This is a genomic window from Campylobacter vicugnae (assembly GCF_002139875.1).
Taxonomy (GTDB): Bacteria; Campylobacterota; Campylobacteria; order Campylobacterales; family Campylobacteraceae; genus Campylobacter; species Campylobacter vicugnae.
Map to the genome: position 1 here is coordinate 1,046,607 of NZ_CP018793.1, position 15,467 is coordinate 1,062,073.

Annotated in this window: 13 protein-coding genes, 7 tRNA genes and 1 pseudogene; 11 read left to right on the forward strand and 10 right to left on the reverse strand. The window is 33.5% G+C overall.

All coding sequences use genetic code 11. The features are described from left to right. Positions 1 to 63 precede the first annotated feature (63 nt). Together pckA and argH are read left to right on the forward strand one after the other, a co-directional pair. Positions 64 to 1,638, forward strand: coding sequence for a phosphoenolpyruvate carboxykinase (ATP) (pckA, locus tag CVIC12175_RS05405; RefSeq protein WP_086256912.1), 1,575 nt, complete (start codon positions 64 to 66; stop codon positions 1,636 to 1,638). Between the two features lie 66 nt (positions 1,639 to 1,704). Continuing rightward, entirely contained in the window at positions 1,705 to 3,096 is a 1,392-nt protein-coding gene (argH, locus tag CVIC12175_RS05410; RefSeq protein WP_086256886.1) for an argininosuccinate lyase, read from the forward strand. A 68-nt stretch (positions 3,097 to 3,164) separates the two neighbouring features. On the opposite strand, the gene CVIC12175_RS05415 is transcribed toward argH, so the two are convergent. Further along, positions 3,165 to 3,374, reverse strand: a complete 210-nt coding sequence (locus CVIC12175_RS05415) for a transcriptional regulator (protein ID WP_086256180.1) — start codon at positions 3,372 to 3,374, stop codon at positions 3,165 to 3,167. Between the two features lie 162 nt (positions 3,375 to 3,536). On the opposite strand from CVIC12175_RS05415, the gene CVIC12175_RS05420 reads away from it, so the two are divergent. Genes CVIC12175_RS05420 through CVIC12175_RS05435 form a run of 4 tightly spaced genes read left to right on the forward strand, consistent with a single transcriptional unit; the run spans position 3,537 to position 4,919 of the window. Further along, positions 3,537 to 3,968: a hypothetical protein gene (locus CVIC12175_RS05420; RefSeq protein ID WP_086256885.1), complete on the forward strand. Its 432-nt coding sequence runs from the start codon at positions 3,537 to 3,539 to the stop codon at positions 3,966 to 3,968. A gap of 21 nt (positions 3,969 to 3,989) precedes the next feature. After that, positions 3,990 to 4,247, forward strand: coding sequence for a hypothetical protein (locus tag CVIC12175_RS05425; RefSeq protein ID WP_086256884.1), 258 nt, complete (start codon positions 3,990 to 3,992; stop codon positions 4,245 to 4,247). Positions 4,248 to 4,253: 6 nt separating this feature from the next. Beyond that, positions 4,254 to 4,547 (forward strand): hypothetical protein, encoded by a 294-nt coding sequence (locus CVIC12175_RS05430; protein ID WP_086256883.1) that lies wholly within the window; start codon positions 4,254 to 4,256, stop codon positions 4,545 to 4,547. 12 nt (positions 4,548 to 4,559) lie between these two features. Then, entirely contained in the window at positions 4,560 to 4,919 is a 360-nt protein-coding gene (locus CVIC12175_RS05435; protein WP_086302774.1) for a hypothetical protein, read from the forward strand. Between the two features lie 659 nt (positions 4,920 to 5,578). On the opposite strand, the gene CVIC12175_RS05445 is transcribed toward CVIC12175_RS05435, so the two are convergent. From CVIC12175_RS05445 to CVIC12175_RS05485, 9 genes are all read right to left on the reverse strand, one after another. Beyond that, a tRNA-Asp gene (locus CVIC12175_RS05445) sits at positions 5,579 to 5,655 on the reverse strand. Between the two features lie 20 nt (positions 5,656 to 5,675). Then, positions 5,676 to 5,751 (reverse strand) — tRNA-Val (locus CVIC12175_RS05450). A 5-nt stretch (positions 5,752 to 5,756) separates the two neighbouring features. Beyond that, positions 5,757 to 5,833 (reverse strand) — tRNA-Glu (locus CVIC12175_RS05455). A 10-nt stretch (positions 5,834 to 5,843) separates the two neighbouring features. Then, a tRNA-Lys gene (locus CVIC12175_RS05460) sits at positions 5,844 to 5,919 on the reverse strand. A 6-nt stretch (positions 5,920 to 5,925) separates the two neighbouring features. Continuing rightward, positions 5,926 to 6,002 (reverse strand) — tRNA-Asp (locus CVIC12175_RS05465). Between the two features lie 21 nt (positions 6,003 to 6,023). Beyond that, positions 6,024 to 6,099 (reverse strand) — tRNA-Val (locus tag CVIC12175_RS05470). A gap of 4 nt (positions 6,100 to 6,103) precedes the next feature. Then, positions 6,104 to 6,179: transfer RNA gene (locus CVIC12175_RS05475), tRNA-Lys, on the reverse strand. A 156-nt stretch (positions 6,180 to 6,335) separates the two neighbouring features. Next, positions 6,336 to 6,662 (reverse strand): ComEA family DNA-binding protein, encoded by a 327-nt coding sequence (locus CVIC12175_RS05480; protein ID WP_180380678.1) that lies wholly within the window; start codon positions 6,660 to 6,662, stop codon positions 6,336 to 6,338. Positions 6,663 to 6,804: 142 nt separating this feature from the next. Continuing rightward, positions 6,805 to 7,725, reverse strand: coding sequence for a hypothetical protein (locus CVIC12175_RS05485; RefSeq protein ID WP_086254533.1), 921 nt, complete (start codon positions 7,723 to 7,725; stop codon positions 6,805 to 6,807). A gap of 243 nt (positions 7,726 to 7,968) precedes the next feature. On the opposite strand from CVIC12175_RS05485, the pseudogene CVIC12175_RS05490 reads away from it, so the two are divergent. The 5 genes and pseudogenes from CVIC12175_RS05490 to rpoD form a co-directional block, all read left to right on the forward strand. Then, positions 7,969 to 9,875: pseudogene (locus tag CVIC12175_RS05490) on the forward strand (propionyl-CoA synthetase); the annotation flags it as partial. Then, the gene (prpB, locus tag CVIC12175_RS05495; RefSeq protein WP_086256944.1) at positions 9,876 to 10,760 is read left to right on the forward strand and encodes a methylisocitrate lyase; all 885 of its coding nucleotides are present in this window, start codon (positions 9,876 to 9,878) and stop codon (positions 10,758 to 10,760) included. Further along, positions 10,757 to 11,884, forward strand: a complete 1,128-nt coding sequence (locus tag CVIC12175_RS05500) for a citrate/2-methylcitrate synthase (protein WP_086248832.1) — start codon at positions 10,757 to 10,759, stop codon at positions 11,882 to 11,884. Before prpB ends, CVIC12175_RS05500 begins: the two co-directional genes overlap by 4 nt. Before the next feature lie 10 nt (positions 11,885 to 11,894). Further along, positions 11,895 to 13,349: a 2-methylcitrate dehydratase gene (gene prpD / locus CVIC12175_RS05505; RefSeq protein ID WP_086256286.1), complete on the forward strand. Its 1,455-nt coding sequence runs from the start codon at positions 11,895 to 11,897 to the stop codon at positions 13,347 to 13,349. 219 nt (positions 13,350 to 13,568) lie between these two features. Then, positions 13,569 to 15,425 carry an RNA polymerase sigma factor RpoD gene (gene rpoD / locus CVIC12175_RS05510; RefSeq protein WP_086256943.1) on the forward strand — a complete coding sequence of 619 codons (1,857 nt, stop codon included), beginning with the start codon at positions 13,569 to 13,571 and terminating at the stop codon, positions 15,423 to 15,425. The last annotated feature ends 42 nt before the right edge of the window (positions 15,426 to 15,467 follow it).

The window sequence follows — 15,467 nt, forward strand, 5'->3', positions numbered from 1 at the left end:
TTAAGCTAAAAAATAATAAAATTGAACATCAAATTTAATTCTATAAAAAAAGGTAAAAATATGATAAAGGATTTAGATAAGCTAGGCTTAAGTGATATCAAAGAGATTTATCATAATCTAAGCTATGATGAGCTTTTTGCTCATGAGAAAGCAAATAATGAAGGTTATGTCACAAACAATGGAACCTTTAGTGTAGATACTGGAATTTTCACAGGTCGCAGTCCTAAAGATAAGTATTTTGTAAATCAAGATCCAAGTAATAAATATCTAGCTTGGGGTAAAGTCAATCAACCTATGACAAAAGAGACATTTGATAAACTCCTTGCTAAAGCAAAATCTCAACTAAGTGGTAAAAATATCTATATCCAAGATGCATATTGTGGCTCCAGCCTAGCAAGTCGCAAAAGCGTAAGATTTGTTACAGAAGTAGCGTGGCAAGCACACTTTGTAAAAAATATGTTTATCCGTCCAACTCAATCTGAACTAGCTGATTTTACTCCTGATTTTGTAGTATATAATGCTTGTAAATGCGTAAATGATGAGTATAAAAAAGATGGATTAAACTCAGAAGTATTCGTAATATTTAATATAGAAGAGAATATCGCAGTAATAGGTGGCACATGGTATGGTGGCGAGATGAAAAAGGGAATATTTTCTATGATGAACTACTGGCTACCACTAGAAAATAAACTATCTATGCACTGTAGTGCAAATGTAGGAAAAGATGGTGATACAGCCCTATTTTTTGGACTAAGTGGAACAGGTAAAACAACTCTATCAACTGATCCAAATAGAGCTTTAATCGGTGATGATGAGCATGGATGGGATGATGAAGGAGTATTTAACTTTGAAGGTGGATGCTATGCAAAATGTATCAACCTAGATCCTAAAAGCGAACCTGAAATTTATGCTGCTATCAAACGCAATGCACTATTAGAAAATGTCTGTATTGATCAAAATGGCATAGTAGATTATAGTGATGATTCAAAAACAGAAAATACTCGTGTAAGCTATCCAATAGAACATATTCCAAATCATGAACCAAGCCTAAAAGCTGGACACCCAAGAAATATTATATTCCTTACAGCTGATGCGTTTGGCGTACTTCCTCCAGTATCAAAACTTACAAAAGAACAAGCTATGTATTACTTCTTAAGTGGCTATACAGCAAAAGTTGCTGGTACTGAACGCGGTATTACAGAGCCTCAAGCTACATTTTCAGCATGCTTTGGAGAACCATTTATGCCGCTTCATCCAACAGTATATGCAAGACTATTAGGCGAAAAAATAGATAAACATGAAGTAAATGTATATCTAGTAAATACTGGCTGGAGCGGCGGTGCTTATGGCGTCGGTAAAAGAATGAGTATAAAAGCTACTAGAGCTTGTATAAATGCTATTTTAGATGGTAGTATTCAAAAATGTGAATTTGAAAATTTTGAAAAGTTCAATCTAGCTATACCAAAATCTCTTGATGGTGTTGAAACAAATTTATTAAATCCTATTAATACATGGGCTGATAAAAATGAATATATCGCTGCAAGAGACAACCTAGCTAATATGTTTATTAACAACTTCAAACGCTATGAAGATGTAGCTGAGGGAATACAATTTGCCAAAGCTGGTCCAATAAGCTAACAATCTACTCCGCTCTATTTGAGCGGATTCTTCTACCTATTTTTATTACTCTATTAAGGATTTTTAATGCAAAAAATGTGGCAAGGCAGATTTAGTGAAGCTAGTAGTGAGCTTTTAGAAGCTTTTAACGCCTCAATTGAATTTGACAAAAAGCTATATGCTCAAGATATTGCTGGTTCAAAAGCTCACGCAAAGATGTTAGGTAAATGTAAAATTATTGAAGATGAAGCTGTAAATAAGATTTTAGAAGGATTAGATCAAGTTAAATCTGAGATTGAAAATGGAGAATTTAAATTCAACATAGCCGATGAAGATATACATATGGCAGTCGAAAAGAGACTTAGTCAGATCATTGGAGCTGAATTTGGTGGAAAATTACACACAGCAAGAAGTAGAAATGATCAAGTAGCCCTTGATTTTAGGCTATTTGTTTTAGAGGCAAATTTAGATCTAGCTAAACTACTTTTAAATCTTATTAAAACACTTAGCACGATCGCCAAAAAGCATAAATCTACTCTAATGCCAGGTTTTACTCATCTTCAACACGCACAACCTGTTAGCCTTGCATACCATTTATTAGCTTATGCTTTTATGTTTAGTAGAGATTATGATAGATTAATGAGTAGCTACAAACGCAATAATTTAAGTCCGCTAGGTTCATGTGCTATGGCTGGAACCCCACATCCTATCGATCGCCAAATGGTAGCAAAAGAGCTTGGATTTAGCGGTATTACACCAAATGCTATGGATAGCGTAAGCGATAGAGATTTTGCTCTTGAACTTTTATTTAATCTTAGCGTGGTATTTACCCATACTTCTAGACTTTGTGAAGAATTAATATTATGGAGTAGTAGTGAGTTTGGCTACATTACAATCAGCGATAAATTTAGCACTGGATCAAGCATAATGCCACAGAAAAAAAACCCAGATGTAGCTGAGTTAATCAGAGGTAAAACTGGTAGAATCTATGGCAATTTAATCTCACTATTAACTACGATGAAATCTCTACCACTAGCATATAATAAAGATATGCAAGAGGATAAAGAGTGTGTATTTGATAGCGTTAAAAATGCAAAGAATTCTTTGATTATCCTAAATGCAATGATTGAAGAAATTACATTTAATAAAGAAAATATGCTAAAAACATGTAAAACAGGGCATTTAAGTGCTACAGATTTAGCTGATTATCTAGTCAAACAAAAGCAAATTCCATTTCGCCAAGCACATTTTATAACTGGCAAATGCGTAGCACTAGCTGAGAGTTTAGGTAAAGATTTAAGTGAATTAAATTTAGAAGAATTACAAAGCGTAGAGCCTATCATTGATTTTGATGCCTTGGGGCTACTAAAGCTAGAAAGTTCTAAAGAAGCTAGAAAAAGTCTAGGCGGCACAAGTGACTATAGCGTAGATATTCAACTTAATTTAATTAGTGATTTTTTAAATTCAAACGATAAATAATTTTGGGCGATAATTCGCTCAAAATTTTAAATTTAATTTTTAATAGCTTTTTTATATTAAAATTTACTCTATTTAAATTTATCAATCTCGTCTTGTATCATCTGGTTTAGTTCAAGCAACTCTTCATAATTTTTTCTATTTTTCTCTAAAAGTTCATCAAATTTAAACCCAAGCATAACAATGCGATATAAATTTGGTTTATACTTTCTCCAATTATACAAAGTGCTAACATCAATATCTAACTCATATGCCATATCGCGTTTGCTCTTTTTTGCCATTTTTTACCTTAAATTTTTAACTAAGTAAGGATTTTACAGCAAAAATTCTTTATTAAAAACACTAGAAATATTCAATTATTTACTAATAATATATTTAATATTTCAATATTATTTAAGTAATTATATGGAATAATTCAACATATTTTTATTAAAGGAGATCATATGGATTTTAATTCGGTTCTTTTAATCATTCAAGATAAGCTCCCAAAAGATGGTGCATCTTCTATAATATTAAAAGATAAATTTGAAAACTTAAGTCAAGATAAACAAAAAGATTTTATCTCTAAACTTTCTCAGATAAAATTAAAAAGTCCAGCTTTTGTATTTTGGGTGGGAAACTTTTTGTTTGGTAGTTTTGGTGTAGCACGCTTTATGATTGGCGATATGATGCTTGGTTTTATCCGCTTAGGATTGATGATTTTATATTATATTTTTATATCACTTTCATTATTTAACAATAATACAGAATATCCTGAATTTATATCTGTATTTATGTATCTTATTATTTCTATTTGGTGGATTGTGGATCTATTTCTAGTAGGGAAAAAGCTTCGCAAACAAAATTTAGAAAAGATTATAAATCTTATGCAGTGATTGCGATTTAAGGAGATAAAAATGAGTGAAAAATACGCACCTTTTGAAGTAGAGCCTACCTTACTTTATGAGAAAGATACCTATCAAATTGTTGCAGGAAAAGCATACACAAATAAAGATGAAAAATTTTGCATTGGTTTAAAATCAAATGGTTTTCCAACCAACTCTTATCTCATATTTCCCCCACAACTTAACCTAGATTTATTAAGAAATCTATTAGGTCAAAATGGGGCTAAAAATGATGAAATCATAAAATATATCAAAATAATAACGGAGTAAAGTAAAATGAAAAATATTCTATTTTTCCTAACTTTTTTAGCAAATATATGTTTTGCCGATATGGGAAGTGAGTCTTTTATAAAGTCATTTATACTAAGTTGCGAACAACAATCAAAAAATAGGGATTTTTGCTCTTGCATGGCAAATGAAGTTTTAGATAATCTAAATGATAAAGAAAGATTACTTCTTAATGCTTCATCTGTTACTGCTAATAATGCTCAAGATATACAGAATTTACAAATGAAAGTAATAAATCTTAGCATGGACGAAGAGTTAATTAAATATTGCTTAGGCGAATAAAAGGAGAAAACGATGAAATACTTAAATATAAAATTTATGCTTGTCGGTGCTGTAGCACTATTTTTCACTGCTTGTAGTGGCGGTATTCCAAAATGTGGCGACAAAGAGGTTCAAAATGTTTTAACTAATATAATTTCAGAAAATTATTTTGGTAGCTTGTCTGAAATCGATCGTAAAAAGTTAAATTTTACTTATAGTAGTTTTATGAGTGATTTAACTGATGAAAAGAGCAAAACCCAATTTTGCAAAGCTCAAGTAAAAGTAAATGGAGTTGTAAATTCTAAGCCATATAAATGGGACTCGTGGATTAACTATTCTGCTAGATACACTGATGATCGTATGGTATATGTAGAATTAGAATTAAACAACTGATTCTTAAGGCATTTTCGCCTTAAGAATGATACATTACAGGAGTTTATATGTGATTATAATATCTTTCTTTTAACATTCAAGATAAAGTAGATAAAGAAGATTTATCTACTTTAAAACTAAAATTTAAAAACCTACAAAACAAAAAAGTATTATCAGACTTCATTTTTTGTCACTTCCAAAGCCCATAAAATCTCTAATTGTTAATATTATATGTGGTTTTGTCTTATTGCTTTGGTAGCTAGCCATTAGTAGATTTATAATAAAAGATTATGCCTTGGAGTATTGCGTTTAATTTTTTCCATATTATCTTGCGTGTTGTTTTTTATCTCACTAGATCTATCTATTGATTATCATGATGATATTATCATTGATTTTTTACTAGTAACTACTACTATATTTTCACTTTTTTCTATTGCTTGGTAGATAGTTGATCTATTTTTAGTCTATAAGGTTAAAAAAACAAAAATTATAATAAAATTATGAAATTGATCTAATTATGCGTTTTATAAGTATTCTCATATCTATTTATTTTTTATTATCATAATAAGTGTAAATTTGCCTATCTTTTCAAAAATATATAGTTGAAATTGATATATTTTTAGCTTTTTAAACTTTTTACACTATTTATTAGGAGTATAAAATCAAATTTAAATCAAGAGTGGCGCGGCGGACGGGGCTCGAACCCGCGACCTCCGGCGTGACAGGCCGATATTCTAACCAGCTGAACTACCGCCGCACCTAAAAAATAAGAATAAATGGTGGTCGCTATAAGACTCGAACTTATGACATCCACCTTGTAAGGGTGGCGCTCTACCAACTGAGCTAAGCGACCTTGCATGGCGACCCTTGCAAGATTTGAACTGGCGTTTTTGCACAGAGAATGCAATGTCCTGGGCCGACTAGACGAAAGGGTCTAACAAAAAGTGGTGTCCTGTGTTGGATTCGAACCAACGGCCACCTCCTTAAAAGGGAGATGCTCTACCGGCTGAGCTAACAAGACACATGATGGCGCGGCGGACGGGGCTCGAACCCGCGACCTCCGGCGTGACAGGCCGATATTCTAACCAGCTGAACTACCGCCGCACCTAAAAAATTAAGAATAAATGGTGGTCGCTATAAGACTCGAACTTATGACATCCACCTTGTAAGGGTGGCGCTCTACCAACTGAGCTAAGCGACCGAAGTGGTGTCCTGTGTTGGATTCGAACCAACGGCCACCTCCTTAAAAGGGAGATGCTCTACCGGCTGAGCTAACAAGACACTTAAAAAATGAAGTTGAATTATACAAAAAATATCAACCTTTGTCAAGATAAAAATTAAATTTTAGCTCTAATTTTATTAATTTTTTGCTTTTTTCATTCTATTTGTAAAAAATATATCCAAAGAGCTTTAGATAAGCTCTTTGAAATTTGATTATTATTTTGTAGAATTATTATCTTTATTCTCTTTTTTAGTCTGTTTTTTCTTATTTTTATTTACACTTTTTAAATTTTTTGTATCGGTTATACCATTTACTATTAAATCAACCTTAATATCTTCATATATTTTATCACCAATTCCAGAGACACTTTTAATCTCATCTATGGTTTTAAATTTACTTTTAGTTCTATACTCGATAATAGCATCGGCCTTTTTATCTCCTATACCTGGAAGCTCCATCAATTCGCTTTTGCTAGCTGTATTGATATTTACAGCAGCCCACATCATACTAGCACTAAGTGCAACTATAGCTAATACTTTCATAACTCTCCTTTAAATTAAAATATTTTTATTATATACAAATATCTAAATTTTACATAATTTTTATCTAATTTTTCCTAAATTTAAGAGTTAAACTATTACTATAGGTAACATATTAGCTATTATTGCAATATTTGTACCACTTTTAAGACCTACTTATCACCTTTGTAAAAAGATTGCCATAGCTACTTAAATTATCTATTTTATTGCAAGTACTCTCTAAATCATCGCCATCTTTTATAGACTCCAAAATTAATTCCATTATCATTACAGCATCTTTTGGGTCTATATGCGCTGGACACTTTTTGGCATGCGTGTAGTGAGTATGAATTTTAGAAACAAGATCGCTATTTTTAATTTCAACTATAGTTGTCTCAAGAGGAAGCTTTAAAAACATCTTTTTTTCTTTAATATTTAGCGATAGATAAAACATATCAAGACCATAAATTTTCTTATCATATGAATCAAAAAAATAGATAGATTTATTAAGATTATCGCGAAAAGTAGCAATCATCAGTTCTAGAATTTGAATTTTTTGCTCTTTTGTATAAAAATTACCTATATTTGCAAAACAAAACTCCAAAAGCGACTTTATACTATACCACTCACTAGCACCAAATGAGTATGCTCTCATCTTTAAACCACGTTTTTTCCTATATTTAGCTGCTTCTTGACTATCAAAATCTTTATATACGCTTTGTATTACAAAATCCCTATAAGCAGGATTAGGAAAAGTTGGATGCAGTATCAAAGAGCCTTCATTTTCATTTTCATATATATACTTTAAAAGCATCTCATATCCATCATCTATTATCTTTAAGTTACTATCATCAATCTCATTTATATAGTGGTAAAACTCACTTTCATCACAATCCCATATCTCTTTGCTATAACGAAAATGGCTACAAATTATGGATTTAACCTCATCGCTTAGAGTTTTTTTATCTCTATTTTCTATCCATGTGAGCAATGTTCTTCTATCTTTACCAAGAATTGTCGCAAATTTACTCATTGATAGCTTGGATTTTTCAAATATTATTATAAATCTATCCATTACACCTAACATTTTTAACTCCCTTAATGTATAAAATGTTACTTAAAGTAACATAATTAAAAATTTAATCAAATTTTGCACAAATTTATAAACAAAATTCTTGTTAGATTATGCTACATTTTAGCTAAATTTTGTATAAATTTTATTCAATTTCTAAATTTTCTGCACAATAATTTACAAATTGTAACAAAATTTAACATTTTAATTTATTCCACAAAGTTTTATAATTTCCTCAACAAACAAGAAAGGATTACAATGAGTTCTAGCCCTTATCAAGAGTCTTACGAACTTTCTATCAATGAACCAGAAAATTTCTGGGCACAAGCTGCACAAAAAGTTCATTGGTACAATGAGTGGGATAAAGTTTTAGATGATAGTGGAGACCATTATAAATGGTTTGTAGGTGGATGTATGAATAGCTGCTACAACGCCCTAGATCTACATATACATAATAACCGTGGAGATCAGCTGGCTTTGATATATGATTCGCCAGTTACTGATACTAAGAAAAAATATACATATAGACAATTAAGAGATAGAGTAGCAAAAGTTGCTGGTATCTTAACAAATAAAGGCGTAGTAAAAGGTGATAGAGTTGTAATTTATATGCCTATGATTGCTGAAGCTGTTATTGCAATGTTAGCGTGTGCAAGAATTGGCGCTATTCATAGTGTTGTATTTGGCGGATTTGCTGCTCATGAGCTAGCCACTAGAATTGAAGATGCTAAACCAAGATTAGTTATAAGCGCAAGCTGTGGTATAGAAGTAAGCAATATCATACCATATAAACCAATATTAGATGAAGCTATTAAACAATCATCTCATAAACCAACAACCTGCCTAATCTGGCAAAGACCACAATATAAAGCAAATATGCTTCCATGGCGTGATGTTGATTGGGAAAGTGAAGAAGAAAAAACTAAAGGTGTAGATTGCGTACCAGTTTTAGCCACTGATCCTCTATACATACTATATACATCAGGAACAACTGGCTCACCAAAAGGAGTTATAAGATCAAATGGTGGCCATAGTGTTGCTATGAAATGGTCGATGGATAATATCTATAACGCTAAGCCTGGTGATGTATTTTTTGCAGCTAGTGATGTAGGTTGGGTTGTAGGTCACTCATATATCGTTTATGGACCTTTAATGAACGGCTGTACTACCATAGTATATGAAGGCAAACCAGTTCGCACACCAAATCCAGGTGCGTTTTGGAGAATTGTAGATGAATATAAGGTAAATGTACTATTCTCGGCTCCGACTGCATTTCGTGCTATTAGGCGAGAAGATGCCAAGGGTGAACTCATTAAAAACTATAATCTAGATAGTCTTAGAGCTATATTTGTAGCTGGTGAGAGATGTGATAGCGATACACTAAAATGGATAATGAAAGTAACTAAAAAAACAGTAGTAGACAACTGGTGGCAAACAGAGACCGGCTGGGCTATTGTAGCCAATCCATTAGGTCTAGAAGAGATGCCAATCAAACCAGGAAGCCCTACAAAACCTATGCCAGGATTTAACCTAAAAGTTCTTGACGAAGATGGCAAAGAGTTAGGACCAGGCAAAAAAGGAGCTTTATGTCTTAAACTTCCACTTCCACCTGCGTGTTTAATGGGAATTTGGGAAAATGATGAGAGATACAGAAAGGGTTATTTAGATCATTTTAAAGGATATTACTTAACAGGTGATACTGGTTATATAGATAAAGATGGATATGTATATGTCTTAGGCAGAATGGATGGTATCATCAATGTAGCAGGCCATAGATTATCTACTGGAGAAATGGAAGAGATAATAGCCAAACATCCTGATATTGCTGAGTGCGCAGTAATAGGTGTAAATGATGATCTAAAAGGCGAAGTTCCAATGGGCTTTATAGTATTAAAACAAGGAATTGAAAGAGATCACAGAGGAATTGTAGATGGTGCTATAGCTCTAATCCGTCAAGAGATTGGCGCTGTTGCTAGCTTTAAGCTTGCATGCGTAGTAAATGCCTTACCAAAAACAAGAAGTGGAAAAATTTTACGCAAAAATCTAAAAGAGTTAGCTGATGGCGTTGAGTGCAAAATTCCAGCAACTATAGAAGATGCTAGCGTACTTGATCATTGTAAAGAGGTTATTGCAACGCTAGGTTACCCAATAATAAAGGAGAAAAAATGAGTATAAAAAGTCCAGGTAAAAGCTTTAGAGAAGCTGTAAATTCAAATAATCCGCTTACTGTCTTAGGCGTAATAAACGCCTATAGCGCACTACAAGCTACAAAATTAGGTGCAAAAGCTATATATCTCTCAGGTAGCGGCGTAGCAAGTGCTAGCTATGGTCTTCCTGATCTTGGGATAGTTGGATTAGAAGATGTTTTAATAGATGTTAGACGCATCACATCAAGAGTTGATACGCCACTTTTAGTTGATGTTGATACTGGCTTTGGCGGTGCTTTTAATATTGCTAGAACTATTAAAGAGCTAATCAAAGCTGAAGCAGCAGCTTGCCATATAGAAGATCAAGTAGCTCAAAAACGCTGCGGACACAGACCAAATAAAGAGCTTGTAAGTATAACTGAGATGACTGATAGATTAAAAGCTGCATTAGATGCTAGAACTGATGAGAACTTTGTAATTATGGCAAGAACTGATGCACACGCTATGGAAGGACAAGAAAAAGCCCTTGAGCGTGCTTTGGCTTATGAGGCAACTGGTGCTGATATGATCTTTGCTGAGGCAGTGCATACATTACAAGAGTATCAAGAGTATACAAAAGCTCTTAAAGTGCCAGTATTAGCAAATATAACTGAATTTGGCAAAACTCCATACTTTACTCAAAGTGAGTTAGCAAGTGTAGGTATTAAACTAGTGCTTTATCCACTCTCAGCTAATAGAGCGATGAATAAAGCAGCAGTTGAAGTATTTAATAGCATTATTAAAAATGGCCATCAAAAAGATGTCTTAGATATCATGCAAACACGCGAAGAGTTATATCAAATGCTAGATTATTACGAATTTGAAAACAAACTAGACCAACTATTTGCAAAGGATAAAAAATGAGTATAAGCGAAGCAACAAAAAAACAAGGCGGACTAGCCGGAGTTGTAGCCGGTGAGAGTGCAATATGTACTTGTGGGACTGGCAATGGGTTGAATTATTATGGTTATGCTATTGAGGATTTAGCAGAGCATTGTGAATTTGAAGAGGTTGCATATTTATTACAATATGCTAAACTTCCAAACGCAAATGAACTAAAAGAGTATAAAAGCAAAATTATAGCATCTCGCCCTCTTAGCGTTGAACTTAAAGCTATGCTAAAGCTAATTCCAAAAGGCGTTCATCCAATGAATGTCTGCCAAAGTGCGGTTGCTCTTCTTGGTACTTTAGAAGCTGAAAAAGATGATTTTAGCGATCAAGATGAGAAAATTATAAGACTTCTTGGAGTTCTTCCTAGTGTAATTTGCTTTTGGCATAACTATATAAATGGTGGCAAAGAGATTGATTTTGAAAGCAAAGAAGATACAATAGCTGGATATTTCTTAGAAAAATTACACCAAAAAACGCCACCGGCTGAATTTGTAAAAGCTATGCACTGCTCACTAATTTTATATGCTGAGCATGAATTTAACGCTTCTACATTTACAGCTAGGATTTGTGCCTCTACAAAAAGCGATATTTTTTCGGCCGTTGCTGGAGCTATAGGCGCTCTTCGTGGGCCACTTCATGGTGGGGCTAATGAAGCTGCATTTGGGTTAATTTCTAGCTTTGATAATGTAGAAGATGCTATAGCTGGAGTAAATGATAAACTAGCAAATAAAGAGCTTTTAATGGGATTTGGACATAGAGTTTATGGACTTGGAGGAGATCCTAGAAATGCAGTTATTAAAAAATGGTCAAAAGCGCTAAGCAACGATCATAAACTATTTGCAATTAGTGAGGCAATTGAGAATGTAATGAAAGAAAAACGCCCTAGCCTACCGCCAAATGCGGACTTTTATAGTGCTTCAGCGTATCATTTTATGGGAATTCCAACTGAATACTTTACTCCGATATTTATTATGAGTAGAGTAAGTGGTTGGTGCGCTCACATCAAAGAACAAAGAGCAAATAATAAATTAATCCGCCCAAGTAGCAACTACATCGGGCCAGAACCAATGAAATTTATACAAATACACCAAAGATAAGGAGATAAAAATGAGTAATATGGGAATACTAGAGGCTAAACGCCCTGAATTTGATGAGTTGCTAAGCAAGATTGCAAAATATGCTGATGATTTTGAAATTAATAGCGAGCTAGCATATGAAACTGCTAAATATACTATGATTGATGCGCTTGGTTGTGGAATTTTAGCACTTAAATATCCAGCTTGTACTAAACTTTTAGGCCCTAGCGTTGAGGGTGCTGAATTTCGCCCACTAGGAAGTAAAATTCCTGGTACTTCATATCAGCTTGAACCTATCCGTGCAGCCTTTAATGTGGGCGCAATGGTTAGATGGCTAGACTATAATGATACCTGGCTAGCAGCTGAGTGGGGACACCCAAGCGATAATCTAGGTGCTATTTGGGCGGTAGCTGATTATGTAAGTCGTAAAAATTTATCACAAGGTAAAGCTCCACTAAAAGTTAAAACTGTTTTAGAAGCTATGATTAAAGCACACGAAATTCAAGGCGTTCTAGCACTTGAGAACTGCTTTAATAAAGTTGGCTTAGATCATGTTTTATTAGTTCGTATCGCTTCAACTGCAGTTGCTGCTAAGCTTCTTGGTTGCAATTATGATGAAATTCGCAATGCAGTATCAAATGCATTCATCGATGGTGGCGCACTAAGAACATATCGCCACGCACCAAATACAGGTAGCCGCAAAAGCTGGGCAGCAGGCGATGCATCTAGTCGTGGAGTTGATCTAGCACTTAAAGCAAAAAGTGGCGAAATGGGTTATCCATCAGCTCTAAGTGCGAAATTTTGGGGATTTGAAGATGTTAAAATGAAAGGCCAAAAACTAGTAATACCACAAGAATTTGGCTCATATGTAATGGAAAATGTATTATTTAAAATCAGCTTCCCAGCTGAATTCCACGCTCAAACTGCTGTTGAATGCGCTATGGCACTTCATAACGAAGTAAAAGATCGCCTAGATGATATCGAAAAAATCGTTATCACTACTCAAGAATCAGGCCATAGAATTATCAATAAAACTGGCGAGCTAGCAAACCCAGCAGATCGTGATCACTGCATTCAATATATGGTAGCTGTACCTTTAATTTTTGGCAGACTTGTAGCTGATGATTATGAAGATAGCGTAGCAAGCGACCCTCGCATAGATGCTCTAAGAGATAAAATGGAGGTTATAGTAGATCCAAGATATACAAAAGAGTATCTAGATAGCGATAAAAGAAGCATTGCTAACGCTGTTGAAATCTACTACAAAGATGGAACAAAATCTCAAAAAGTAGAAGTAGAATATCCAATAGGCCATAGAAGAAGAAGAGATGAAGGTATTCCACTATTAAAAGCTAAATTTAAAGCGAATCTAGCTACAAGATTTAGCCCAAAAACTTGCAAAATTATAGAAGATCTAGTCAATGATCAAAAAGCTTTAGAAAGTTATAACTTTAATGAATTTAGCGATCTATTCTGGCTAGGATAAGATATATAAGCTTGGGTAAATCCCAAGCTTATCCTAATTTATACATTTTATTATCTTAATTTTACTTACAATTTATAAAAATTAAATCAAATCCAAAATCCCTAAATTTAAAAATCTTATAGATAATTAATATATCAAAAACTTATAATTTCAAATTTATTTAATCAATTTTTAGGTATAATCCTTGACTTTAATTTTGCTTATACAAAGGATATTTTGATGAGTGCAGCTAAAGAGATATTTGCACAAATTGAGGAGCTATTTAGAGAAAATGCCAAGAGCTATGTCACATTTGAGCAGTTAGTAAGACTATTTGACAAGGCCCCTACTGCAGGACTTATCAAAAAGATAGAATCCCTAGCAGAGTTATACAAAATTCAGCTAACAAGTGCTGTTGAAGCTGCTAAGCAAAAGACAATCCAAGAAGCAAAAAAATCAGCTATCTCAGATCAACAAAAATCATCTGATACAAATTTAGAAGAGGAATTTGATCTAAGTAGCGAAACCGATTTATTAGAGTGGAGCCGTTCTGATAGCCCTGTTCGTATGTATCTGCGTGAGATGGGACAGATACCTCTTCTTAGCAAAGAAGAAGAGATAGAAATCAGCAAAAAGATAGAACTAGGCGAAGATATTATAATTGATGCATTTTGCTCTGTGCCATATCTTATAGATTTTATCTTAGATTATAAAGAGCCTTTGATCAACAGAGAACGCCGTGTAAAAGAGCTATTTAAAAGTTTTGATGAAGAAGATAATGAAGAAGAAGAGGATATCGAAGAGGAGTATAGCGAAGAAGAGGAGTCAGAAGAGAGAAAAAAACATCCTAAAAAGCTTGATAAAAGAGCTGAAAAGGTAATTGAAAGCTTTAAAGCATTAGAAAAAGCCAAAAAAGATTGGCTAAAAATCGCCTCTAAACAAAATATCTCAGTAGAAAACGAAGCAGATCTGCCATCTAAATTAAATTTAACATTTAAGAAAAAAGTTTTAAAAGATAAGCTTATGGATTTAGGCCCAACAAGTAAGCTTATAAATGAGATTGTAAAATCTATCGAAACTGCATTAAAAAGCGATACAGACTTTGATAAAGAGCTTAAAAGACTTGAGTATAGACTCCCTATGTTTAGCGCTGAATTAAGAAAAAACCACCAACAAATCCTAAAAGATATAACAAAACTAAGCAAAGAAGATGTAGTAGCTAGAGTTCCAGAAGCTACAATGGTATCTACATATATGGAGATTAAAAAGCTATTTCAAACTAAAGAGGCTAGTAAAACTGGATTTAATCTAGATCCAAAAGATCTAAAAAATATACTAGACCAGATCAAAAAAGGTAAAAATATTAGCGATGATGCTAAAGCCAAAATGGCTAAATCAAATTTACGCCTTGTTGTAAGTATAGCCAAAAAATACACCAATCGTGGCCTACCATTTTTGGATCTAATCCAAGAGGGAAATATAGGCTTGATGAAAGCTGTGGATAAATTTGAGTATAAAAAAGGGTTTAAATTCTCTACATATGCTACATGGTGGATTCGCCAAGCTATCAGCCGTGCTATTGCTGATCAAGCTCGTACGATTAGAATTCCAATCCATATGATAGAAACTATAAACCGTATAAACAAAATAAATAGAAAATATATACAAGAAGAAGGTAAAGAACCAGATGTCTCAATCATTGCCAAAGAGGTCGGCCTAAGCGTAGATAAGGTAAAACAAGTTATCAAAATCACAAAAGAACCAATAAGCCTAGAGGCTCCAATCGGTAGCGAAGATGATGGTAAATATGGCGATTTTGTCGAGGATAAAAACTCACTAAGCCCGATGGAGCAAATCCTAAAAGCTGATTTAAAAGAGCAAATTGATGAAGTTTTAGATCAGTTAAACGATAGAGAAAAAGCTGTAATTAGAATGAGATTTGGGCTATTAGATGATGAGAGCGATAGAACTCTTGAAGAGATTGGTAAAGAGCTAAATGTAACTAGAGAGCGTGTCAGACAGATTGAAAGCTCAGCAATCAAAAAGCTAAAACACCCAAAAGTTGGTCGCAAACTCAAAAACTATATAGAGGGATAAAATTGCTAGGGCTTTATAATTTTAGCAATATTTGCTATATTG